Here is a 23,098-nt window from a genome sequence, read left to right on the forward strand (position 1 = left end):
GCCGATGGGCGGATGCAGGGCGGGGTTGGCTGGCGCTGTTGGCGCCGCCTGGTTCAGCCGTGGCTGGCGAGCGGCGCGGCGGCCATCACCTGAAAGGCCGCATCGCGCTGCGGCTGGCGGAACAGGCAGAGCTGGGCAAAGGCGTGGGTGCCAGTGGCCGGAGCCAGATAAGTGCCAAGCGCGGCGATGATGTGATGGCGCAGGGCGTCATCGCGCACCCGGCCGGTCAGCGTCATGTGAAAGCGGAAATCCTCGAAGATCCACGGATAGCCAAAGGCGACCAGGCGCGCATCCTGTTCGGCCGTCATCGGGGCCCGCCGCCGCCGCACCAGATCGGCTGCCGACAGCGGTGCGCGATAGGGTTCGAAGGCGTGGACGCAGGCGCTGTGCAGGGCAGTCATCGCCGGACAGGGCTGCGCCAGGGTAAGGGCGACAAAGCCGCTGAGGCCGGTCACGGCGATCTCGGCGGCAAAGCCGGCCTGGGAGGCGGCAAAGGCTTCGAAAGCAGCCAAAAGCCCGGCTTCGGTCTGCCCATCGGCGAGTTCAAAGGGGGCCTTCAGCGTGGCGTGAAAGCCATAGTGGCGAGGGTCGGCAATCAGCGCGGTCTGTGCGTCAGCGTCCAGCGCCAGCCCGTCCAGCACCGGCCGCGCCACCTCGGCGCCGGTCCAGGCATCGCGGCCCAGCCAAGCACTGGCCAGCCCGGTCAGCGGATGCGCGGGCGGCGGCGCGTAATAGACGGCATAGCGGGCGGTCATGCGACGCGCCGGCCCTTCACCCACACGGAGCGTGGTACCGGCCAGCCGCCCCCCGCGCGATGCACCTGCACCAGATCGGCGCGCCGGCCCGGCGCGATCAGGCCGCGATCGGTAAGGCCGGCGATGCGCGCCGGGTTGACCGTGACGGTGGCCAGCGCTTCGCTCAGGCTCCAGCCAAACGGCGCTTCGGTCAACTGGAAGGCGGCGCGCAGCATCGACAGCGGCACATAATCCGATGACAATATATCGAGCAGGCCGGCAGCGGCACAGTCCCGCGCGCTCAGATTGCCGGAGTGGGAACCGCCGCGCACGAAATTGGGCCCGCCCATCACGTTCAGCAGGCCCAGTTCGCGCGCGCGCCGGGCTGCGGCCAGCGACACCGGAAACTCGGCGGCAACACAGCCATCGTCGTGGCTTTCCTCGACATGGACTTCATTCTCGTCGTCATGGCTCATCAACGCGATACCGAATTCGCGGGCATGTGCCACCACCCCGGCGCGATTTTTCGGCGCGGCGGCCTGATCCCGCCAGGCGGTGCGGGTGGCGAGGATCGTCGCCATTTCCTCGCCGGAAACGCCGGACCGTTCCAGTTCCTGCCGGAAACGATCCTTGTTGGCGGTCTGGCGCTGGCCCGGCGTGTGATCCATCAGGCTGAGCAGCTTGAGGCGCGGATTGTCGAGGTGCGGCTCCATCAGCGCCAGCAGTTCGGGGTTGGTGACTTCGCAGCGCAAGTGCAGCAGATGCTCGGCGCGCAGCAGGCCCTCGTCACCGGCGGCATCCATGGCCGCGATCATCGGGCCGAGCGCGTCCTTGCGGTTCAGCCCGTCCTTGGCACCGTGCAGCGACAGGCTGTCGAACACGGTGGTGATGCCGGCGGTGATGCATTGGCCATCATGGGCCAGCGCTGCGCCCAGCGCATCCCACAGCGCGCCCGGGCGCGGCTGGTAATGTTTCTCCAGATTGTCGGTGTGGATATCGACGAGGCCGGCAATCAGCAGATCATCGCCCAGGTCAATCGCATCGGCCTGCGGCGCGGCGGCCGGCGTCACCGCCGCGATATGCGCGCCATCGATCCGGACATGGCCGCACACCACGGCATCAGGCGTGACAATCTGGCGGGAAAACAGGGTGGTGGTCATGCCGGGGCTCCAGGCCGATGGATGGGATTGTTCAGGCCGCCGCCTTGAAATCCGAGACGTTGAACAGCCGTGTCGCCACCGCATCGCGCACGTCGAGATCGTGGAAGATGCCGACCATGGCGGCACCCTTGGCCAGCGCCGCCTTGATCAGATCCACCACGATGGCGCGATTGGCGGCATCGAGGCTGGCGGTCGGCTCATCGAGCAGCAGCACCGGATATTCGCGCACGAAGCTGCGGGCGATGTTGACGCGCTGCTGCTCGCCGCCCGAGAAGGTGGCGGGCGGCAGATCCCAATGCGCTTGCGGCAGCCGCAGGGCATTCAGAATGGTGACGGCCCGATCGAGTGCTTCCTCGGCCGACACGCCATTTTCCAGCAGCGGCTCGATCACCAGATCCAGCGTCGAGATGCGCGGGATGACGCGCAGGAACTGGCTGACATAGCCCAGCGTGCGGCGGCGGATATCGAGCACTTCGTGGGCAGCGGCCTGGGTGATGTCCACCATCGCGCCATTGTGGCGCACATGCACGCCGCCGCCGCTGGGCAGATAATTGCCATAGATGGTGCGCATCAGGGTGGATTTGCCCACCCCGCTTTCACCGGCCAGCACCACGCATTCGCCGGGCATCACCTCCAGCGCCAGATGTTCGAATACCGGGATGGCAGTGGCACCCTGGTTGTGCAGGGTGAACAGCTTCGACAGATTGTCGACACGGATGGCGGGGCTGGTCATGGCATCGGATCCTGCAGGCTGGCGTCAGATCTGCAGCACGCTGGAAACCAGCAGCTGCGTGTAGGGGTGTTGCGGATCGTCGAGCACCTGATCGGCCAGACCGGTTTCCACGACGTGGCCGCCCTTCATCACCATCAGCCGATCGGCCATCAGGCGGGCCACCGCCATGTCGTGGGTGACGATGATCGCCGCCAGCCCCATGTCGCGCACCAGTTCGCGCAACAGATCGAGCAGGCGGGCCTGCACCGACACATCGAGGCCGCCAGTGGGTTCATCCATGAACACCAGCCGCGGATTGTGGATCAGGTTGCGGGCAATCTGGATGCGCTGCTGCATGCCGCCGGAGAAATTGCGCGGCTTGTCGTCCACGCGCGCCAGATCCAGCTCGACCCGGCCCAGCCAGTCGGTGGTGGCGCTGCGCATGGCGCCATAATGGCGCTGGCCAAGGTTCATCAGCGGTTCCGCGACATTGGCGCCGCCCGACACGCGCATGCGCAGGCCATCGCGCGGGTTCTGGTGGACGAAGCCCCAATCCTCGCGCTGCATGCGGCGGCGATCGGGTTCGGACAGGGCGTAGATGTCGGTCAGCCCGTGGCGGCGGGCGTTGAAGGCGATGCTTCCGCACGTGGGCGGCAGCTTGCCGGAAATGCAGTTGAGCAATGTGGTCTTGCCTGAACCGCTTTCGCCAACGATGCCAAGCACTTCGCCGGCCCGCATCTCGAACGAGACATCGAGGCAGCCGGGGAGGTGGCCATACATCTTGGTGAGGCCCGCAACGCGCAGCAGCGGCACATCAGCAGGCACGGATTCGGCGGTGGAGAGGGCTGTCAGGCTCACTGGGCGGGCTCCTCGTCAAGATGGGCGAGGCTGTGGCCGGCCATCGGGCCGGCGTGGCCCTGGGCGCGGCGTGTCGCGCAGTGATTGCTGTCGGAACAGACGAACATCCGGTTGTTCTGATCGTCCAGCACCACTTCATCCAGATAGGAATCGGTGGCGGCGCACAGGGCGCAGCATTGCTCCCAGCTTTGCACTTCAAAGGGATAATCCTCGAAATCCAGGCTGCGCACCCGCGTGTAGGGCGGCACGGCATAGATGCGCTTCTCGCGGCCGGCGCCGAACAGCAGGATGGCCGGGCACATGTCCATCTTGGGATTGTCGAACTTGGGGATGGGCGACGGGCTCATGAGATAGCGTTCGTCGATCAGCACCGGATAGCCGGCGCCACCGGCAATGCGCCCGAACGCCGAGATATTCTCATAGAGCGAGACATATTGCAGGCCATATTCGGCATAGGCGTGCATGGCGCGCGTTTCGGTTTCGCGCGGTTCCAGACCGCGCAGCGGCTCTGGCTGCGGCACCTGGAACACCATCACCTGGCCATCTTCCAGCGGGCGCTCCGGAATGCGGTGGCGGCTCTGGATGATGGTGGCGGCACCGGTGTCCTCGGTGGTGGCGACATCGGCAACCGTGGCGAAAAAGCGCCGGATGGAGACGGCGTTGGTGGTGTCGTCGGCCCCCTGGTCGATGCATTTGTACACATCGTCGGGGCCGATGATGGCGGCGGTCAGCTGGATGCCGCCGGTGCCCCAGCCATAAGGCACCGGCATCTCGCGGCTGCCGAACGGCACCTGGTAACCGGGCACGGCCAGCGCCTTCAGGATGGCGCGGCGGATCATCCGCTTGGTCTGCTCATCCAGATAGGCATAGTTGTAATAGCGCTCCTCGCTGTTGGCGGGCGCATTGGGCGTGGTGGGTGGGGCCGTCATTCTGCGGCTTCCTTCATGGCATCGGTGGTGGCGGCAGCGGCACGGGCAGCGGCCTGTTCCTTGCGCAGCCGGCGCAGGAACAACAGATCGGCCTGGAAATCGACATAGTGCGGCAGCTTCAGATGCTGGACAAAGCCCGAGGCCTCCACCGTGTCGCTGTGGTAGAGCACGAACTCGCTGTCCTGGCAGGGGGCGACGACCTCCTCTCCCAGTTCCGCCGCGCGCAGCGCCCGGTCGACGATCGCCATGCTCATCGCCTTGCGTTCGTTGTGGCCAAAGGTCAGGCCATAGCCGGTGGTATATTGCGGCAGTTCGCCATCCAGGCTGGCAAAGCCCGACAGCATCAGACACTCGGTCATGGTGACGTCGGCAATCTCGATTTCAAAGCCGAGCTCTTCCGGCACGAAGCCCACGCTCACATTGCCCATGCGGATCTCGCCGCACAGCGGGTGGGTGGAGCCCCAGCCGCGCTGGCTGGAATAGGCCAGCGACAACAGGAAGCCTTCATCGCCGCGCGCCAGCGCCTGCAGCCGCTGATCGCGCGCGGCCGGGAAGGCCATCGGCTCGCGGGTCAGATCGAACGGTTCAGGCGCATCTTCGGCCACCGCCGGGGTTTCCAGCAGGCCTTCCTGGGCAAACACCGAGGCGATGGTCGGCATGGCCGCCGGCATGGTCTCGTCGGCGACGGGCGCCGCTGCCGGCACGCCGCCTTCGGCCGCCAGTTTGAAATCCAGCAGGCGGTGCGTGTAATCGAACGTCGGGCCCAGCACCTGGCCGCCCGGAATATCCTTGAACGCCGCCGACACCCGGCGCTGCACCGCCATGTGCTCGGTTTCCACCGGCACCGATGCGCCAAAGCGCGGCAGGGTGGTGCGATAAGCGCGCAGCAGGAAAATGGCTTCGGGCAGATCGCCGCGCGCCTGCTTGATGGCCAGCGCCGCCAGCTCGGGATCGTGGCACGAGCCTTCGGCCATCACCCGGTCCACCGCCAGTTGCATCTGCTCGCGGATCTGCGCCACCGACAATTCGGGCACAGCAGGATTGCCGCGGCGGGTTTCGGCCAGCCAGGCATGGGCATTGGTGATGGCGCGTTCGCCGCCTTTGACTGCAACATAGGCCATGGTTTCAGGCTCCCGTGGTGATGATGCGGGTGGTGCGCGGGATGGAAACCAGCTGATCACCCGCGCACAGCTTCAGATCGATGCCATATTGAAAATGCGCCACCAGTTCGGCGCGTTCGGCCCAGAAGCCCGGCGACAGGCCCTGCGGCGCAATGCGGGTCACATCGGCAATGCCGGGCCCGCGCAGTTCCAGCGTCGGGCCGCCGGCCAGCGCCGGCAGCATGATGATCAGCGTCGCGGCCTGATCGGGGTAACGGGCATCGCCCTGGTTGAATTCGGCCAGCGCCGGCATGTCGCTGCCAGCGTCGATGATAGCAAAGTTGGCGTCCACTTGTGCCGTTACCAGCGGGCAGCTGCAATGGAAGCGCAACCAGGTTTCAGCCGCACTGCCGTGCAGGCCCGGGTCCAGCCACAGCGGCGTATCCTGATCGACCAGCGTGAGCGCGGCGGCGCCGGCTGCCCGGTTGAGACCGGCCGGCGGCGTGGGCGCAGCGGCCAGATCGGCCACGAGGCCGGGCCGGGCCGTGGCGTTCATGATGGCGCGAAAGGCCGCCTGGCTTTCGCGCGTCGGGTCGGCAAATCCGGGCAGCAGCTGCGACAGATCGAGGGCAGTTTGCGTGGCCATGGGTTCAAGCCTTCCGATCGCGGACCATGGTGAAGAATTCGACCTGCGTGGCCTTGGCCTTGCGGTTGACCGCTTCGGTCTGCGCGCGCGCGGCGGTCTGCAGCGGCGCGATCACCAGGCGCTCGGCGCGGTCGCGATGCGCTGGCGACTGCATCATCGCATCAATCACGGCCGCTGCATGGGCATGGCGCTTGTCCCGGCCCGACACATAGCCGATGCCGGTTTCACCGCTAGCCAGTCGCACCGCACAGCGCGTCACGGTCATTTCGCCCAGATTGAAGGCATCGCCAGAGCCGCCAGTGCGACCGCGCACCATCACCATCCCAACCTCCGGCGGGCGCAGCGTGACCGCGTCAGGCGCGTCCAGCGCTTCCCACAACGGCAGCAGCGTGGCTGGCGACGCCTTGGCCAGAGCCGAAAGCCAGATTTGGCGCGCCGTTGATTCGACAAATTTTTCCGAGTGATGGTCGGCAGATGTTGACAAATTCGACATTTGTTGTCCCCATTACTTGCCTGTTGCTAGAACAATGCTAATGTATCGACAACTGATAAATTGCTTCAGTAATATGACAGAACAAAAACTTGTTGTCATAAAACTTCAGGATAAGTGTAATGCAGTCGACTGATCGCATCACACCGGCGCGAATGGTCCCGGCGGGGCGGCTCTGGTTCAATATTGCCAAAAGTATCGAGGCCGATATTGCCGATCGGCGGCTGGCTGTTGGCGACAAGCTGCCGACCGAACAACAATTGTGCGTGCAATATGATACCAATCGCCACACGGTGCGGCGCGCGCTGGCCTGGCTGCAGGCGCGGGGACTGGTGGAATCAACGCAAGGCCGCGGCAGTTTCGTGCGCAAGCCGTCGATCATCTATCAGATCGGCCGGCGGACACGATTTTCCGATCTGTTGCAGCAGCAGGCCGCCCAGCCCACCACCAGGACACTGACTCTGGAACTGCGGCCGGCAACGCCGGCCATTGCCAGCGCCCTGGCCATCAGGTCGGGTGCTCCGACCATTTTCATCGAACGCATCGGCTTTGCCAATGATCAGCCACTGTCGATTGCCTGCCACTGGTTTGCCTCGGATCGGCTGCCGGGTTTCCGCCAGCACTATAACCGCTCGCGATCGATCACCCAGGCCTTGGCCGATTGCGGGGTCGCCGATTACACACGGCTGCGCACCCGCATTTCGGCGCGGCTGCCGACCGCGGCCGAAGCCCAATTGCTGTCGCTGCCCCGGCATGTCCCGCTTGTCGTCACACGATCGTGGAACGTCGATGGCGACGGCAAGCCGCTGGAATATGGCGAGGCCCGCATGGCGGCCGACCGCATCGAAATCGTCATCAACAGCGAGTCAGCGCCGATCCAGGCCTGATTGCTGCCCCACCCCGCCATCACACGACCATGGAGCCGCAATGACTGTCACCCTGTCCAACGCCCGTATCGTCACGCCAGAAGGCGTGGTGGCCGGCTCCCTTGCCATGGCCGATGGCCTGATCACCGCCATCGACAGCGGTGCCAGCAGCGCTGGCCTTGATTGCGAAGGCGACTGGCTGATCCCCGGGATCATCGACATTCACACCGACAATCTGGAACGGCACTTCTTCCCGCGCCCCAACATCGATTGGGACCCGGTATCGGCGGCGATCGTGCACGATGGCCTGTGCATTTCGGTGGGCGTCACAACGGTTTACGATTCCATGTCGGTGGGTTCGTTCGGCCTTGCGGCCGCACGCACGCCCGACAATCTGCATCGATTGACGGCTGGTCTGCACACCGCGGTGGCCGGCGGCATGCTGAAGGCCGATCACAGGATCCACTGGCGCTGCGAAGCGCCGTCCGATGTGCTGGCCGATTGGCTGCCGCCCTTGGCCGAACTGCCGCTCACCGGCCTGTTCTCGCTGATGGATCACACGCCGGGCCAGCGCCAGTATCGCAACGCCACGCGCTTTTTCACCAATTGGCGCAAGGAAGGCCTGAGCGAGGCTGATATCGAAGCCCGCATGGCCGAACGCGCCGAACGGGTGGCGCGCAACGATGCCCGCAACCGGCGCTTCGTGGCCGGCATTGCCCACGGCATGGGCCTGCCGCTGGCCAGCCATGACGATGAAACGGTGGCCCATATCGATGATGCCGCCAGCCATGGCGTCACCATCGCCGAATTCCCGGTAACCGCCGAAGCTGCCGAAGCCGCCCGTGCACATGGCATGTGCGTGATCATGGGTGGGCCCAATCTGATCCGCGGCGGTTCCTACTCCGGCAATGTGCCGGCCAGCGAACTGATCGAATCCGGCATGCACATCGGCTTTGCGTCCGACTATGTGCCGCGCAGCCTGGTGGAATGCGCCTTTGCGCTGGCCAATGGCCGCTGGGGCCTGCCGATCGAGCGTGCCGTCGATACCGTCACCGGCGCGCCGGCTCGGGCGATGCGGCTGGATGATCGCGGTGCATTGCTGCCCGGCCGGCGCGGCGATGTGGTGCGGGTGCGCCAGCAGCAAGGCCAGGTGATGGTACGCGGCGTGTGGGTCGAGGGGCAGCGGGTCGGGTGATCCGCATCGTCACTCTCAACATCTGGAAAGACGAAGGCGACTGGCCGGCACGCATGGCGGCCATTGCGGCGGGTCTGGCCGCACTGCAGCCGGATGTCGTCTGCCTGCAGGAAGTCTATGTTGGCGGCGGGCGCGATGCCGGCCAGTGGCTGGCGGCGGCCACCGGCCTCGCCTGCACACAGCTCGCTGCCCGGCACAAGCTGCGCGGCGGCGTCGCCTCCAGTTCCGGCGTGGCCATTCTCAGCCGCACCGCACCGATCGGCACCATGGCCATCGGCCTGCCGACCACATTGGCCGATGGTGGGCGCAAGGCGCTGGTGGCCGACTTCACCACCGTGGCGGGCCCGCTGCGGGTGGCCAGCCTGCATCTCAGCCACGTGCGCACCCCGGACGCCAGCGCCTTGCGTGCGGCACAATTGTCGGCGCTGGTGGCCGCGGCCGATTGCGCGGGGCCGCTGGTCCTGGCCGGCGATTTCAACGCGCGCTGGGACGCGCCGGAACTCGCGCTGCTGTCAGCGCCGGGTTGGGTCTCGTCGGCGACCATGCTGGCCGGCCAGAGCAGCCTGATCGGCCAGCCTGACGCACTGATCGATCATGTCGTGCTGCGCGCCGGCACCGCCGCGCTGGCATTGAACGAAGCCCGAATCGTGCTCGACCATCCCGATGCTGCCGGTGTGCTGCCCAGCGATCATGCCGGCATTCTGGCCGTGTTGGCCGCCATTTAGCCCGACAAATCGCCGGCCTGTCCGGCCTGCCGTCACGCGACTGACACGCGCACGCCATAGCGAAGCCCAATGGCCGATCTGCATCCCGAACACGCACGCCGCCCGTCCGACTGGCGCGAAAGCGTGGCGTTCTGCGCGCATTACTGGGCCCAGAAGCCGCGCCCGCTCGGGCTCGTCATCGCGCTGACGCTGGCGATGGTGGCGGCCGAAGTGTCCATTCCGGTCGCCGCTGGCCGCCTGGTCGACGCGCTGGGCGAGACCGCACGACAAGGCGCCGCCGGGTCCGTGGTGGCCGGTGATGCTGCCGGTCATGCCGCCATTGTCGCACTCGGCATCCTTACCGGGGTGATGGCGCTCTACCAGCTGCTCAACTATGGCGCGGGCCTTGCGTGGAACCGGGTCGCGGCGCACGCCATGAGCGGCGTGCTGGATGATGGCTTTGCCCGCATCCAGCGCTTCTCGTCCGATTGGCATGCCAACACCTTCGCCGGCTCGACGGTGCACAAGCTCACCCGGGGCAAATGGTCCTACGACCATATCTCCAACATCCTGATCCGCCAGTTCCTGCCGCTCTCGCTGGTCATTCTTGGCCTTGCCGGCGTCATGCTGGCCCGCTTTCCCACGGTGGGATTGCTGTTCTTCGCCATGGTCGCCGTCTATCTCGTCTCGTCGGTGATGCTCGCCACGCGCTGGGTGCGGCCGGCCAATGTCCGCGCCGCGGCGGCCGACAGCCAGATCGGCGGATCGGTGGCCGACGCGGTGTCCAACAACGCGGCGGTCAAGGCCTTTGGTGCCGAAGCGCGCGAGGAGGCGCTGTTCCGGTCGGTCACCGGCCGCTGGCGGGATCTCGCGCTGGTCTCGTGGGCCCGGGGCCTGCACATGTCGCTCATCCAGCAGGCGCTATGGCTGTCGCTGCAGGCCGGCATGCTGGCCCTGCTGATCGGCCTTGCCCGGCGCGGCGCGGCAACGCCCGGCGATGTGGCCTTTGTCATCACCGCCTGCTTCCAGCTCGGCGGCAGCCTGCGCCAGGTTGGCGAACATATCCGTACCCTGCAGCGCGCCAGTGCCGAACTGGCCGACCTCATCGAGTTCAAGACGGCGCCGCTCGGCGTGACCGATATGCCCGCCGCGCCGGCGCTGAAGATCGGCAGCAGCCGCGGCCGCGGCGAGATCATCTTCGAGAATGTGCGCTTCGGCTATCCGGGCCAGGGGCCGGACCAGCCCCCGCTCTACGCAGGCTTTGATCTCCGGATTGCGCCGGGCGAAAAGGTTGCGCTGGTTGGGCCGTCCGGCTCGGGCAAATCCACCTTCGTGAAGCTGATCCAGCGGCTGTATGATGTCGATGACGGTGCGATCTGGATCGACGGGCAGGATATCGCCGGCGTGCAGCAGGCATCCTTGCGCCGCAGCATTTCCATCGTGCCGCAGGAACCGGTGCTGTTCCACCGCAGCCTCGCTGACAATATCGCCTATGCCCGTCCCGATGCCAGCGAGGCCGAGATCATCGAATGCGCCCGACGCGCCCGCGCCCATGAATTCATCGCCTGTCTGCAGCAGGGTTATCGCACGCTGGTGGGCGAGCGCGGGGTGAAATTGTCGGGCGGGGAGCGCCAGCGCGTTGCCATCGCCCGCGCCTTCCTGGCGGACGCGCCGATCGTGGTGTTCGACGAGGCCACCTCCAGCCTCGATACGGTCACCGAAAAGCTGATCCAGTCGGCGATGGCCGAACTGATGGCCGGGCGAACCACCATCATCGTTGCCCACCGCCTGTCGACCGTGCGCGATGCCGATCGCATCCTGGTGTTCGATGCCGGCCAGATCGTCGAGCAGGGCAATCATGCCGAATTGCTGGCGCTGGGCGGCACCTATGCAAGGCTGCACGCGGTCGAGGATGAATGGGCCTATGTCGGCTGAGGGCGGGTCAGACGAACCGTCCCATTGTGGGCAGTTTCGTCCCCGCCAGCGGCCCGGTGAGCATATGAACACCTGACAGCGATGGGAGGCTGACCGGCCCATCAGGGCCATCAAATTGCAGGCCCCGGCCATGGCTGAGCGCAAAGCGGCGGCCGGGGCGCGGGTTGAGCACGGGCGTGATCTGGCGCTGGCCATATTGGGCATGGTGGGAAATATCCCAGTGCGGCGGCGTTTCGGGGGCGCGCACGTTCAGCCAGCAGTGGCCGGTGGGATGCTGGCTGCGGCCATCGGCAACATGCGCGCCGATGACATAAGTCGCCGCCAGCCCGGCCGCGCGCAGCGCTGCCACCGCCAGCGTGTGCATGTCCACGCAGGTCCCCGGGGTCAGCCCGCAGGCCAGCGCCGGCATGGCGTCGGCATCCGCGCCCAGCGCCTGTTCGCGGCGGCCATAATCGAAATGATCGGCAACAAACTGGATCACCGCCTGGCAACGCGCGTGCGGCGCTGCTGGCAGTTCCAGCGAAGTGATCTGCACAGCAAGGGCCGGCGAGGCACGTTCAAAGGGAGATGTGCCCGGCACGAAGGCCGCATCCGGCAGGCCGGCGCCCGCCGGTTCGAAGCGGTGTCGGAGCCGCACCAGGCGGCCGGCACGCAGCGGCAGCAGCCAGGCAGCGGTGCGGCCATCAGCATCATGCACCACCCGTTGCGGCGCCGTGCCGGCAAAATCGGTGCCCAGCACGCGCTGGTGATCGGTTTCGGGCGGCACCGGATACAGGCCGAGGCCGTCATAGGGTGCCGGATCGGCCAGAAAGGCTTCGAACATCGCCATTCACGCGGCCCTGATCGCGGCGACCAGCGCGGTGATGCCGTCGGTGGCAGGGCCATCATTGATCACGGCGGCATCGGCTTCGGCCACCGGCCAGGCGGCGGCGCGGGCCACGCGCGCTTCGATTTCGGCGGGCGTTTCGCGGCCCCGTGCCTGCAGCCGTTCGCGCAGCATCACGGCGGGTGCGGTGATCGCCACCACGCGCACCGGCGCCAGCGTGGCGCGCGCCTGCGCCAGCGTCGCGCGCGAGCCATTGGCGACCACCGCGACGCCTGCTTGCCGCAGCCGCTGCAACGCGATTGGCAGGCCATAAGACAGGCCGTGGGCGGCCCAGTGCAGCATGTAGCCGCCACTGCCGGCAATGCGGTCGAATTCGGCCTGGCTTACCGGACGGTGCGCCTCGCCACCGGCATCAGGGGGCCGCGTGATGTCGCGCTGGGCAAAGACGAAGCCCGGATCACCGGCCAGCGCGTCGCGTGCGCCGGCCAGCAGCGTGTCCTTGCCCACGCCCGATGGCCCCACCACCAGGATCAGCGCGCCGGTCATGACCGGGGGGCTTCAGCTGTATTTTGCCACAAAGGCATCGGCATCCAGCGCGCGGAAATCCGGCAGCGCTTCGGCCAGCCGTTCGTGCGGCCAGTCCCACCAGGCCAGCGCCAGCAGCCCGTCCTGCACGGCCTTCGGAAAACGCTCGCGGATGGGTTTGGAGGGCACGCCGCCAACGATGGTGAAGGGCGCCACGTCCTTGGAAACGACCGCGCCTGCGCCAATCACCGCGCCGGTGCCGACGCTCACGCCGGCCAACACGGTGGCGCCATGGCCGATCCACACATCATGGCCGATGTGCACATGATCATCGCGCCGCCACTGGAAGAAGTCGGCATCATCGGCTTCGCCCAATTCATAGGAGACCGAACGATAGGTGAAATGGTGGAGGGCGGCTTTCCAGGTCGGGTGGTTGCCGGGGTTGATGCGGGTGTCGCGGGCGATCGAGCAGAATTTGCCGATCGTGGCATAGGCGCTGCTCGAATCGGTGACGATATAGCTGTAGGCCCCCATTTCGGTTTCCATCAGCGAAGTGCGACCGCCCACCCGGGTCCACGGCCCCAGGATGCAGTCCCGCACATGGGCTTCGGGCGCGATGGCCGGCTGGCTGGGCGCCCGCGTCGCCGCAGGATCATGCACATGGTGATCAAAATATTCATAGCCCGGCGGCAGGGCGCGCGCTGCAAGCAGCCCGCTCATGCCACGGCGTCCAGACGTTCTGGTTCCGGGATGGCGGCGGCGGATTCAAACACCTGCCGGCCATAGATTTTCTCGATCACCGGCCCGCGCAGCGCTTCCGGTGGGCCATCGAACACGACGCGGCCCTGCGCCATGCCAATGATGCGCGGGCAATAACGCCGGGCGATATCGAGCGCGTGCAGATTGACCAGCACCGTGATGCCGCGCTCGCGGTTGATGCGCGCCAGGGTTTCCATCACGGTTTCGGCATTGGCCGGATCGAGCGAGGCAATGGGTTCATCGGCCAGGATGATTTCGGGCATCTGCATCAGCGTGCGGGCGATGGCGACACGCTGCTGCTGCCCACCCGAAAGCGTGCAGCAGCGCTGAAACGCGGCTTCGGCCATGTCGAGCGCATGCAGTTCGAGGATGGCGCGGGCCCGTTCGGTTTGCGGAAACATCTTGAACAGCGGGGCGATGCCCTGGTTGCGGCACAGGCTGCCGGTGAGCACATTGTTCAGCACATCCAGCCGCGGCGACAGGTTGAACTGCTGGAACACCATCCCGCAGCAGGCCCGCCATTCGCGCAGCGCCTTGCCCTGCAACTGGCTGACCGGCTTGCCCTGCCAGAGGATTTCGCCCCCGCTGGCATCGCACAGCCGGTTGATCAGGCGCAGCAGGGTCGATTTGCCGGCCCCCGATCGGCCGATGATGCCAACCATTTCGCCAGCCGGGATGGCAAGCGAGACAGCATCGACCGCAACCGTGTCGCCGAACCGCTTGCTGACGGACTTCAATTCGAGCATCGCCGGAGTCCCCTCTTCGGGCAAATCCTAGGTGGGCTCCATGATGTTTGCGTGACAGTCGGAAGGTCAGTCTGCGGCTGGCAGCGGGCGTTTTGCCGCGCGTGGCCGCGGCCATGAAGCGACCAGATTGGCGGCAATGATCAGCGCGGCACCAGCCAGAACCGCCGGGCCCGGCACCTCGCCAAACACCAGAAAGCCCAGGATGGTGCCGGTCACCAGCCGCAGATAATCCAGCGGCGCCAGCGCGCTGATATCGCCGAGCCGCCATGCGCTGAGCATCGCCGCCTGCAGCGCGATACCCACCAGCCCCAGCGCCGCCATCATGATCAGATCGTTCGTGGTGGGCATCACCCACCAGATCAGCGCCAGCGGCAGCGACAAGGCCGATTGGCCGACAGCGCCCCAGAACATCAGGGTCAACCGATCAGTCTGGCGGGTGAGTTCCTTGACGACGATTGTTGACGAGGCAAAGCAGGCGGCACTGCCCAGCGCCAGAAAACACGCCGGATCAATTGTTTGGGTGGGCTGGAAGATGATCAGCACGCCGGCCATGCCCATCACCATCGCTCCCCATCGCCGGGTACCGACCTGTTCGCCGAGCATCAGCGCGGCCAGCGCCAGCACGATGAAGCCCTTGGTGAAGCTGAGCGATTGGGCCTGGGCAATGGGCAGGGCGGCGATGGCGGCAATCCCCATGGCCTGGCCGCCAAAGGTGAGCAGCGCCCGGCCGGCCAATTTGAGCGGTGTGCCCGAAACTGGTGGCCGGGACGGCCGTACCAGTACGATGGGGGCAAGCACGACTGCCATCACCAGGCCGCGCGCCAGCATGATCTGGAAGGCGCCATAATCCTGGCCCAGCGTCTTGATCATCCACAGCATGGCAGTGGAAATGAGCACGCCAATCAAGAAGAATCCGGCGGCGCGGCGGTTGTTGACGGCCACCATCGGCGCGCCAACAAATTGATGATTTGTCAAAGTATTTTTCACGTGCTGCAGTAGCAGGCCAGGTCTGATTTGGCCAGCCTGCTGGTGAAGCCGGGGCCCGAAAAAGCGAGTCGACATTATGGCAAGGATATTGGTGTCAGGCAGTCTGGGTTGGGATGTGCCGTTGTGGCTGGATCGTCCCTTGATATCCGGCGCGCGGATCGCGGCCCGGCCGCTGACGCCGGCGGCCAGCGGCCCGGTATTGGGCGGCGCAACCTTGCCGGGACGGCTGGGCGGCGGTGCGGCCAATATTGCCTCCGCGCTGGCGCTGGCCGGGCACGAGGTGCTGGTGGTTGGTCGTGTCGGGCAGGACACGCTGGGCCAATATGTGTTCTTTGCCCTCGATGCGCGCGGCCTGTCGCTGGATGGCATCCGGTCGGATGCTGTGCCCACCACCTCGCTGCAGATCCTCATCGAACCTTCGGGGGAGCGCACCATCCTGGGCATCGGCTGGGACCGCGCGGCAACCGCACGGCCACGCTGGACGATGTCGGCGGCACTGCTCGAACGCTTCGCGCCCGATGCGCTGATCCTGCGCGGTGCCGTGCCCGGCGTGCCGCACGTTTCCGGACTGCTGGCGGGCCGGCTGGTCATCGCCCACATGCCCAGCTGGGGCGAGCCACCGGAACGGGTGGATGTGGCGGTGGGATCGCGCAATGATCTGGGTGATGCGGCGCTGGCCGAACCGCGGGCGGCGGCGATCGCGGCCTTTGGCGCGGCAAGCTGGGGCGTGGTGACAGACGGGGCCGGCGCCGTGCAGGCGCAATCGGCCGATCAACGGCTCAGCGTGCCGGCGGTGCCCGCCACGGTGGTGGATGCGACGGGCGCTGGAGACATTTTCATCGCCGGGCTGGCCGATGCCTTGCTGGCCGGGGCCGGCATGGCAGATGCGCTGGCCCATGGCTGCAAGTGGGGCGCCGTGGCGGTGGGCCTGGAAGGATCGGCACCAGAGCCAGGGACGGCCGGTTTCGACCCGTTCAGCCGCTGATCAACCGGCTGCGGATGCGTTCCGACACCATGTCGAGCAGCATCACGCAGATGACATAGGCAATGACGATCCACGCCACCTGATCAAAGGCAAAGATGCGGATACGCTCTTCCAGTTCAAAACCGATGCCGCCGGCGCCAACGATGCCGAGGATGGCGGCATTGCGGAAATTGGCTTCGAGCACATAGAGCGACTGGCTCGACATCACCGGCAGCACCTGCGGCAGCAGGCCAAAGCGGATGGCTGCAACTGGCCCGCCGCCGGCCGCCCTGATGCCCTCCTGTGGGCCGGGTTCGGCATTTTCCAGCGCTTCGGCATAGAGCTTGGCCAGTCGCGGCAGATCGGAAAAGGCCAGCGCGATCACGCCGCCAAACGGCCCCAGGCCAAAGGCGACGATCAGCATCAGCGCCCATACCAGCGCCGGGATGCCGCGCAGCACATCGAAGCTGCGACGGATGAGGAAATGCAGCAGCGGCTGCCGCACCACCGTCTTGGCGCCGATCAGGCCCAACGGGATGGCGGCCACCACTGCCAGCGCCGTGCCGGCCACCGCCATGGCAAAGGTGGCGCCCAGCGCCGCCAGGATGCGTGCTTCGCCGCCATTGGCGGTGGGTGGGAACATCACGGCCAGAAATTCGCCCAGCTTGGCCAGGCCGTTGCCGAACGCAGCCGGCGTGAAGCCGACATTGATGCACATGGCCACGAACCCGGCGGCCAGCAGGCCAAGGCCAAGGGTGCGGGTCAGCCGTTCCGGCCACGAGCGTTGCAGGGCATGGGGCGCAATCCGCCGGGCTTCGGCCAGGTCTGTCGTTGCCGGGGTCATGCGGGCCGCTCCAGACCGATCAGCCGGTGGCGCAGCCGTTCCGAAATCATGTCGATGGCAAAGATCAGAACCACGATCATCAGCAGGATCGCCAGATAGGTATCGAACTGGGTGTAGGTGATGGCGCGCGACAGTTCGATGCCGATGCCGCCGGCCCCCACCACCCCCAGTGCGGCGGCCGCACCAACATTGATCTCCAGCCGCAGCAGCGCATAGCTGGCGTAGGTGGGCAGCACCTGCGGCAAAAGGCCAAAGCGCATCTGTGCCCACCAGCCGCCACCGCTGGCCTTGATCGCTTCCAGCGGGCGCGGATCGATATTCTCATTGGCTTCGGAAAACAATTTGCCCAACGACGCCGAGGAACCCAGCGCAATGGCAATCACGCCGGGCAGCGGCCCGATGCCGAAAGCGGCGACCAGGATCAGCGCGACAATCAGATCAGGCAGGGTGCGCACGATTTCCAGGCTGCGGCGGGTGAGCCAGTGGAGCGCCGGTACCGGGGACAGATTCTTCGAGGCCAGCAGGGCCGCGAGACTGCCGCCGATGGCGCCCAACACCGTGCTGACGATGGCGATCTGCACGGTTTCCCACAGCAAGGCCAGCCAACGCGGCCCGTCATAATACCAGCTGGCCAGCGATCCTGCCGTGCGCGGCCCGTCCATCAGCACATCGGCTTTCAGCGTGGGCACCAGCAGATTGATCAGATCGGCAATGCGCGTCAGCGGATCGCCGCCATGATTGCCATTGAAGAAATCGCTGAGATGAAAGGACACGCCGAGCAGTGCCGACAGGCCGATCAGCACCAGCGCATTGCCGGCGCGCTGCCGCAGCAGCACGGCACGACGGGTCGCTTCGAACCGGGCGATCAGCGCCGTGTCGGCATCCGCGGCCATGCTCAGCGGCGGTCCAGCAGCAGGGCGCCGGCTTCGGCCGGATCGAGCGCGACAGCCGGCGGCAGTGCCTGGGCCATGAAGCGCATCGCCGCCGGCGCTTCGAAATGCAGGCCGATATGGATGCCCACCAACTGGTGACGATCGCCGGTTGCCATGGCATTGCGCACCACCAGCGCGCGGGCGGCGCGCGGGCGGCCGCGCCACAGTTCGGTCAGATCGGCACAGGGGTCGCGCTTGATATCGGGGGTCATGCAGGCACGGGCACGGGCGCTGGCATTGATCACCAGCACATCGCCGCGCCCGGCGCGCAGCGCGGCAAAGGCCGGTTCATCGCCTTCGAACACCAGCGCCGGCCTGAAGCTGGCGATGGGGGCGCCCGCTTCACCAATGGCGCGCAGTGGCACATCCTTGCTGGGCGCTGCGCTGCCGGCAAAGATCGGAGTGGCGCCGGTCAGATCGGCCAGGCGGGTCTTGCCGCTGGCCTTGCGCACCAGGGCAAGGCTCAGCACCCGGCCGGTTTGTGCGCTGACCCGACCGGTCAGCGCCGCACGCGCCACGTCCTTCACCGTTTCGAAGGCAGCGGGATCCAGCACGGCCATATCGGCCTTGCCGGCGCGCAGTTCGGCAGCAGCGGCCCGGGTGTCGGCGGTGCCACACAGGCTGACCGGGCGCGACAGTCGCTGTTCAAGATGGCGGCGATAGGCTTCGGCGGGGCCGCTGGCGGTGCAGCCATTGAGGCCGACATCGGCAATGACCACGCGAAACGGCGCCGTGCCTTGGGCGTGCACCGTAACACCGGGCAGGAAAGCGAGGGCGAGCAGGGGCAACAGGCGGCGCATGATCAGTTCCCGGCACTGCCGCCGGCGCGGCGGCTCTTCACTTCGGCGTCGCGGATGGCCATCACCTCGGCATAATCGGCGGTCTGCATCGGCCGCATGTCGCTGCCCGCGCCAATGCCGATATCGGCCCAGATCGCCGGATCATCATAGGGCATGGCGGCCAGCGCGCCGCGCAGGATGTCCTTCAGCGGCTGCGGCCGGTCGGTGCGCATCACATAGGGCGAATTCGCGATCGGCCCCGCCGACCAGATCACCCGGAAATCCTCGGCCTTGACCAGACCGCGCGCGGCCAGGGCGTAGATGGAGCCGTTGGTGAAGCCCGTTCTGGGCGTGCCCGTGTTGGCCAGCAGGAAAATGGCATCGAACTGGCCATGATCCAGCGCCATCACGCCCTGGATATGGCCGCCGGTGATCGCCGCCTTGCCAAAGAATCTGTCCGGATCGCGGCCCTGCTTCTTCAGCGCCCAGCGCGGATAGACATAGCCCGAAGCCGAGTTGAAATCGACATAGCCCACCGACTTGCCGCGCAGATCATCCAGCGTGCGATAGGGGCTGTCGGCGCGCACGGTCAGCGTGGTGTAATAGCCTGACAACCCTTCGGCGCTGCGCGTGGCCAGCATCGGCGCCACCTTGTCGCCCATCTGGGCATGCGCATTGGCAAAGGCCGCCGGCCCCATCGCGGCCATCTCCAGCTGGCCTGAAGCCAAAGCCTGGATGACACCATTGTAATCGGCGGCTTGATAGAGTTTCACCGGCAGGCCGGTGGAGGTGGCGATATAGGCACGGAAAGCTTCCATCCGGGCCAGGGCGGTGGGATTTTCCTCCCCGATATTGGCGCCGATGCGGATCTGGCCCACCTCCTTGCGCCAGCCGGTCAGGCTTGGATCAGGCGACGACCCGCCGCAGGCCGACAGCAGCAACAACACGGACAGCAGCGACGACCTTTTGCGCACCTTCATTGTCTCCCCGTATCTTCCCGGCCATACCAATCCTGCATGACGGAAATTCGGTCGTCGCTCATGCCGGGCAGGGCGGCGGCAAGGCGGTCCAGCGCCTGATCAGCCATGGTCCGATTGAAACAGCGATGCACTCGGGCGCCAAACGCTGCCGCCGCCTCGGCCTGGCCGGCGAATTTCAGCCGATTGGGCGCGTAATGATTCCAGGCCCAGCGGATGGGATGATCATGCCGCAGCAGCCGCGACCAATGTTCGTGGCAGCCGGGAAACACCTCCTGATCGCCGGCCGCCCGCCGCAGCGACCGGTTGATCACCTGCGCCATCACCTGCCAGCGCGGCAGATCGAGCCACACCAGATCGGTCAAGCGCGGCAGGAGGATGGGCCGCGTCTGTGAATAGCCGCCCGACACCACCCAGTTGCCGTTTGCCGTGGCCGCATCGACATCAGCCAGAAATGCATCCAGCTCGTGCTTGCTGCGATCATGCCAGCCGGGGCGCCAGTTGATCAGATCAAGTTCATGCCAGGGGACGCCGGTGCGCGCCGCCAACGCCTGCGCAAAGGTGGACTTGCCCGCGCCGCTGGTGCCGGTCACCAGCACGCGCAACGCCGGGGGCCGCGGTTCAGGCGACCCCCGATCATCGCCGAGTGCGGGTTCAGTAGCGGGCACGGACACCGAACAGGAACCGCCGGCCGAAATATTCCAGCTCGAACGGCGCGGCGCGGCTACCCTGGTAGCGCAGACCGCGCTCGTCGGTCAGGTTGGTGGCGTCGGCGTAGAGGGTGACATATTTGTTGATGTCATAGCGGGCCGAGAAATCCAGCCGCTGCTGGGCTTCCCAGATCAGGTCGCCTGCCGCGGCACCGGGCGACACTTCGTCGGTCCAGCTGCTGCGCCGTTGCCAGCTCAGCCGCAGCGAGGCACCGTATTTTTCGTAGTAGAGCGCCGCGTTCGTCACCCACTTCGAGGTGCCGGCAAACGGCACCTTGCGCCCGGCACCGGTGTCGAACTCGCTGTCGATGATGGCCAGGCTGCCCTGGAAGCCAAAGCCGGACAGCGCGCCGGGCAGGAAGGTGAAGGGCTGCGTGTAGGCGACTTCGGCGCCGTGGATATAGCCATCGCCACCATTCAGCGTGGTGGAGAATTGATAATCCGAACGATCAACGCCGCCGAAATTGAAGCGATTGTCGCCCACCACCGTGGTCGAATCGAACAGCACGTTCGACACGCCGCGATAGAAATAGCCGGCCGACAGCAGCGAGGCCGGGGCGAAATACCATTCGGCCGACAGATCGACCCCCCAGGCCCGTTCCGGCTTGAGGGCGGGATTGCCGCCCGACACGGTTTCGACGCCCGCCGCGTCATTGATCGTGACAGTGGCGCGCTGATCGGTAAACGACGGCCGGGCCGTGCCGGTGATGAAGGCGGCGCGCAGCTTCAGCTCGTCGGTCGCGTCAAATCCATAGTGCACCGACGGGAAATATTGCGTGTTGCGGCTCGACAGGTTGATCGGTGTCAGCACCGCGCCAATCCTGGCCGCGCCGGCCGCATCGACTTCGGCGCGTTCGACGCGCAGGCCGATCATCAGCGTGTGCCGCGACCATTTCCACGTGTTGGTGAAATAGGCCGCCAGGATCTTTTCATCCACGCTGTTGGTCAGCGAAGGATCCGGGCGCGGCACCGCGAACGTGCCGCCAGCCGCATTGGCCGCATTTGCTGCGGCAAGGATGGCATCCACCTGGCTGCGGATGGCGGGATTGTCGACAAAGTTCACATCAAAACCGACATTGATGCGGCCAAGGGCGGATTCCTGCGTGATCAGCTGGGTTGGTGTCCACGGCAGGTTTAACTGCGCCGCAGTCGGGCGGAACAACAAGGTTCCGGCTGTGCCATCGGGGCGCAAGATGGCTTCATTGCCACGGTCCTTGAAGGTGCGGTCGTTATATTGGAAGCCGAAGGTGAACTTGGCATCGGCGCCAAGGCTCGACCAGTCGCGCGCGACGTCGAACTTGGCGAATTTTTCGTCCTGATCGAAGCGCTGGCGGAAGATGACGAGATTTTCCGAGGTGAAGGCCGTCTGGTCGAGGGCGCTGCGCTGGGTGCCACGGACCAAGCGGCCACTGCTATCGCGCACCGTGTTGAACAGGGTGATGACCGGCGTGCCGGCTTCACCGGCAACAAAGGTCAGCGACGGCCTCAGCAGCGCATCGGCGGATGAGGTGGTCTGGTTCACCAACGGCAGATCCTGCGAGAAGGTGGCCTTGGAATAGGCGATGTCCCAGCCGATCTTCCAATCGGAGAATTCATGATCGCCGTGCAGCACCGCCAGCCGGTTGCGGGTGGCATAGTTGCTGTCCTGGAACAGGCCGGTCACCGGTACCGCCACCAGATCGCCATTGGTGTTGCTGCGCGTGCCGCTGGCAGCACCGGCGAAGTTGAACGTATATTGGTTGCGCTGTTCGGCATCCAGAAAGGCGGTGTAGAGGCCGGTGGCGGTGATGCGGCTGCTGTCGCTCGCCTGCCATTGCAGTTTGACGATGGCCGCGTTGGACTGGCGCACGATATCATATTTGGCAAAACGCACCTGGGTCATGCCGCCGGCGTTGAAGCGCGGCTCGTAATTGTCGGTCTGCTGATTGAAATTGAACTTCGAGCCGCCGATCAGGATGCCGATGCGGTCATTGGCCCAGGAGATGCGGCCGCCATAGGAGCGCACCGGGCCGTTGCCGAGATCGACAAAGCCGAGGCCAGCATCGGCATTGATGTGCAGGCCCTGGTTGTCGAGCGGCGCGAAGGTCTTGATGTTGACGCGGCCGGCCAGCGCCTCCCCCGGCATTTCCGGCGTGAGCGTCTTGTTGAGTTCCAGAGTGCTGACCACGGTGGCGGGCACGCTGTCGAAACGGAAAATACGGTCTTCGGCGCCGACGACGTTGACGCCGTCAAAGGCCACGTTGGTCCAGCGCGAGGGCGCGCCGCGCACCTGGATATAGCGTTCCTGGCCCTGGTCGCGCTGCACCGCCACGGCCGGAATGCGGGTGAGCGCGGCCGCCGCCGTCTGGTCGGGGAAGCGGCCGATGGTGTCGGACGAGATGGCGTCGACGATGTTGACCGCCTCGCGCTTGATGCCGATGGCCTTGGCGATGGAGTCGCGGATCGGCGTGTTGCTCACCACGATCTCGTCGTCTGCGGCCGCTTCGGCTGCTGCGGTGGTCATGGGCTGAGCCGTTTGGGCCAGCACCGGCGCAGCCATGCTGCAGGCCAACATCGTCGCGGCAAGCAAGGCAGCGCGGAAGGGCGGGCGCCCGTTCGTGTCGTGTCGCATCATCATTCCCCCAGTCAGAGCAGTCGTTTCACAAAGCGTGGCCCAAGGATTGACGAATATTCCGGTCAGTTGCCCCGGTATTCCGGGTGCATCGCGGCAGTGGCGAACC

Annotated in this window: 24 protein-coding genes; 5 read left to right on the top strand and 19 right to left on the bottom strand. The window is 66.3% G+C overall.

Annotated features, from left to right (window positions below):
- Positions 1-53: 53 nt before the first annotated feature.
- Genes D619_RS0104220 through phnG form a run of 8 tightly spaced genes read right to left on the bottom strand, consistent with a single transcriptional unit; the run spans position 54 to position 6,632 of the window.
- Entirely contained in the window at positions 54-755 is a 702-nt protein-coding gene (locus D619_RS0104220; protein WP_033372936.1) for a DUF1045 domain-containing protein, read from the bottom strand.
- Entirely contained in the window at positions 752-1,894 is a 1,143-nt protein-coding gene (locus D619_RS0104225) for an alpha-D-ribose 1-methylphosphonate 5-triphosphate diphosphatase (protein ID WP_017667323.1), read from the bottom strand. Before D619_RS0104225 ends, D619_RS0104220 begins: the two co-directional genes overlap by 4 nt.
- 31 nt (positions 1,895-1,925) lie before the next feature.
- Positions 1,926-2,627 (bottom strand): phosphonate C-P lyase system protein PhnL, encoded by a 702-nt coding sequence (gene phnL / locus D619_RS0104230; protein ID WP_017667324.1) that lies wholly within the window; start codon positions 2,625-2,627, stop codon positions 1,926-1,928.
- A 24-nt stretch (positions 2,628-2,651) separates the two neighbouring features.
- Complete coding sequence (phnK, locus tag D619_RS0104235) at positions 2,652-3,464, bottom strand: phosphonate C-P lyase system protein PhnK (RefSeq protein ID WP_017667325.1); 813 nt, start codon at positions 3,462-3,464, stop codon at positions 2,652-2,654.
- Entirely contained in the window at positions 3,461-4,393 is a 933-nt protein-coding gene (locus tag D619_RS0104240) for an alpha-D-ribose 1-methylphosphonate 5-phosphate C-P-lyase PhnJ (RefSeq protein WP_017667326.1), read from the bottom strand. The genes phnK and D619_RS0104240 overlap by 4 nt, the downstream gene beginning before the upstream one ends.
- Positions 4,390-5,514: a carbon-phosphorus lyase complex subunit PhnI gene (locus tag D619_RS0104245; protein WP_017667327.1), complete on the bottom strand. Its 1,125-nt coding sequence runs from the start codon at positions 5,512-5,514 to the stop codon at positions 4,390-4,392. Before D619_RS0104245 ends, D619_RS0104240 begins: the two co-directional genes overlap by 4 nt.
- Positions 5,515-5,518: 4 nt before the next feature.
- Positions 5,519-6,139 carry a phosphonate C-P lyase system protein PhnH gene (phnH, locus tag D619_RS0104250; protein WP_017667328.1) on the bottom strand — a complete coding sequence of 207 codons (621 nt, stop codon included), beginning with the start codon at positions 6,137-6,139 and terminating at the stop codon, positions 5,519-5,521.
- A gap of 4 nt (positions 6,140-6,143) precedes the next feature.
- Positions 6,144-6,632 carry a phosphonate C-P lyase system protein PhnG gene (phnG, locus tag D619_RS0104255; RefSeq protein ID WP_017667329.1) on the bottom strand — a complete coding sequence of 163 codons (489 nt, stop codon included), beginning with the start codon at positions 6,630-6,632 and terminating at the stop codon, positions 6,144-6,146.
- 119 nt (positions 6,633-6,751) lie between these two features.
- On the opposite strand from phnG, the gene phnF reads away from it, so the two are divergent.
- From phnF to D619_RS0104275, 4 genes are all read left to right on the top strand, one after another.
- The gene (gene phnF, locus D619_RS0104260; protein WP_081587025.1) at positions 6,752-7,516 is read left to right on the top strand and encodes a phosphonate metabolism transcriptional regulator PhnF; all 765 of its coding nucleotides are present in this window, start codon (positions 6,752-6,754) and stop codon (positions 7,514-7,516) included.
- A 40-nt stretch (positions 7,517-7,556) separates the two neighbouring features.
- Positions 7,557-8,690, top strand: a complete 1,134-nt coding sequence (locus D619_RS0104265; RefSeq protein WP_017667331.1) for an alpha-D-ribose 1-methylphosphonate 5-triphosphate diphosphatase — start codon at positions 7,557-7,559, stop codon at positions 8,688-8,690.
- On the top strand, positions 8,687-9,415 hold the full coding sequence (locus D619_RS0104270) for an endonuclease/exonuclease/phosphatase family protein (RefSeq protein ID WP_017667332.1): 729 nt from the start codon (positions 8,687-8,689) through the stop codon (positions 9,413-9,415). Before D619_RS0104265 ends, D619_RS0104270 begins: the two co-directional genes overlap by 4 nt.
- A gap of 69 nt (positions 9,416-9,484) precedes the next feature.
- On the top strand, positions 9,485-11,329 hold the full coding sequence (locus tag D619_RS0104275) for an ABC transporter ATP-binding protein (protein ID WP_017667333.1): 1,845 nt from the start codon (positions 9,485-9,487) through the stop codon (positions 11,327-11,329).
- Positions 11,330-11,336: 7 nt separating this feature from the next.
- On the opposite strand, the gene D619_RS0104280 is transcribed toward D619_RS0104275, so the two are convergent.
- From D619_RS0104280 to D619_RS0104300, 5 genes are all read right to left on the bottom strand, one after another.
- On the bottom strand, positions 11,337-12,158 hold the full coding sequence (locus D619_RS0104280) for a transglutaminase domain-containing protein (protein WP_017667334.1): 822 nt from the start codon (positions 12,156-12,158) through the stop codon (positions 11,337-11,339).
- Positions 12,159-12,701, bottom strand: coding sequence for a phosphonate metabolism protein/1,5-bisphosphokinase (PRPP-forming) PhnN (phnN, locus tag D619_RS0104285; RefSeq protein WP_017667335.1), 543 nt, complete (start codon positions 12,699-12,701; stop codon positions 12,159-12,161).
- A gap of 12 nt (positions 12,702-12,713) precedes the next feature.
- Positions 12,714-13,400, bottom strand: coding sequence for a DapH/DapD/GlmU-related protein (locus D619_RS0104290; RefSeq protein WP_017667336.1), 687 nt, complete (start codon positions 13,398-13,400; stop codon positions 12,714-12,716).
- Positions 13,397-14,185, bottom strand: coding sequence for a phosphonate ABC transporter ATP-binding protein (phnC, locus tag D619_RS0104295; protein ID WP_017667337.1), 789 nt, complete (start codon positions 14,183-14,185; stop codon positions 13,397-13,399). Before phnC ends, D619_RS0104290 begins: the two co-directional genes overlap by 4 nt.
- 66 nt (positions 14,186-14,251) lie before the next feature.
- Entirely contained in the window at positions 14,252-15,130 is an 879-nt protein-coding gene (locus D619_RS0104300; protein ID WP_017667338.1) for a DMT family transporter, read from the bottom strand.
- Between the two features lie 118 nt (positions 15,131-15,248).
- Between D619_RS0104300 and D619_RS0104305 the strand changes: the two genes are divergently transcribed.
- A complete protein-coding gene (locus D619_RS0104305) occupies positions 15,249-16,157 on the top strand; it encodes a PfkB family carbohydrate kinase (protein WP_081587028.1) in 909 nt (302 codons plus the stop codon).
- Here D619_RS0104305 and phnE (D619_RS15540) read toward each other — a convergent pair.
- From phnE (D619_RS15540) to D619_RS0104335, 6 genes are read right to left on the bottom strand one after another with little or no spacing between them, the layout of a single operon-like run.
- The gene (gene phnE, locus D619_RS15540) at positions 16,147-16,980 is read right to left on the bottom strand and encodes a phosphonate ABC transporter, permease protein PhnE (protein ID WP_017667340.1); all 834 of its coding nucleotides are present in this window, start codon (positions 16,978-16,980) and stop codon (positions 16,147-16,149) included. The two genes, D619_RS0104305 and phnE (D619_RS15540), sit on opposite strands and share 11 nt — an antisense overlap.
- Positions 16,977-17,873: a phosphonate ABC transporter, permease protein PhnE gene (gene phnE, locus D619_RS0104315; RefSeq protein ID WP_017667341.1), complete on the bottom strand. Its 897-nt coding sequence runs from the start codon at positions 17,871-17,873 to the stop codon at positions 16,977-16,979. The genes phnE (D619_RS15540) and phnE (D619_RS0104315) overlap by 4 nt, the downstream gene beginning before the upstream one ends.
- Positions 17,874-17,875: 2 nt before the next feature.
- Positions 17,876-18,712: a PhnD/SsuA/transferrin family substrate-binding protein gene (locus D619_RS0104320; RefSeq protein ID WP_017667342.1), complete on the bottom strand. Its 837-nt coding sequence runs from the start codon at positions 18,710-18,712 to the stop codon at positions 17,876-17,878.
- A 2-nt stretch (positions 18,713-18,714) separates the two neighbouring features.
- The gene (locus D619_RS0104325; protein WP_017667343.1) at positions 18,715-19,671 is read right to left on the bottom strand and encodes a phosphate/phosphite/phosphonate ABC transporter substrate-binding protein; all 957 of its coding nucleotides are present in this window, start codon (positions 19,669-19,671) and stop codon (positions 18,715-18,717) included.
- Positions 19,668-20,336 (bottom strand): hypothetical protein, encoded by a 669-nt coding sequence (locus D619_RS15545; protein WP_152417296.1) that lies wholly within the window; start codon positions 20,334-20,336, stop codon positions 19,668-19,670. Before D619_RS15545 ends, D619_RS0104325 begins: the two co-directional genes overlap by 4 nt.
- A complete protein-coding gene (locus tag D619_RS0104335; RefSeq protein ID WP_193743251.1) occupies positions 20,323-22,881 on the bottom strand; it encodes a TonB-dependent receptor in 2,559 nt (852 codons plus the stop codon). The genes D619_RS15545 and D619_RS0104335 overlap by 14 nt, the downstream gene beginning before the upstream one ends.
- Positions 22,882-23,098: the final 217 nt, after the last annotated feature.

Source organism: Sandarakinorhabdus sp. AAP62 (assembly GCF_000331225.1).
Lineage (GTDB): Bacteria > Pseudomonadota > Alphaproteobacteria > Sphingomonadales > Sphingomonadaceae > Sandarakinorhabdus.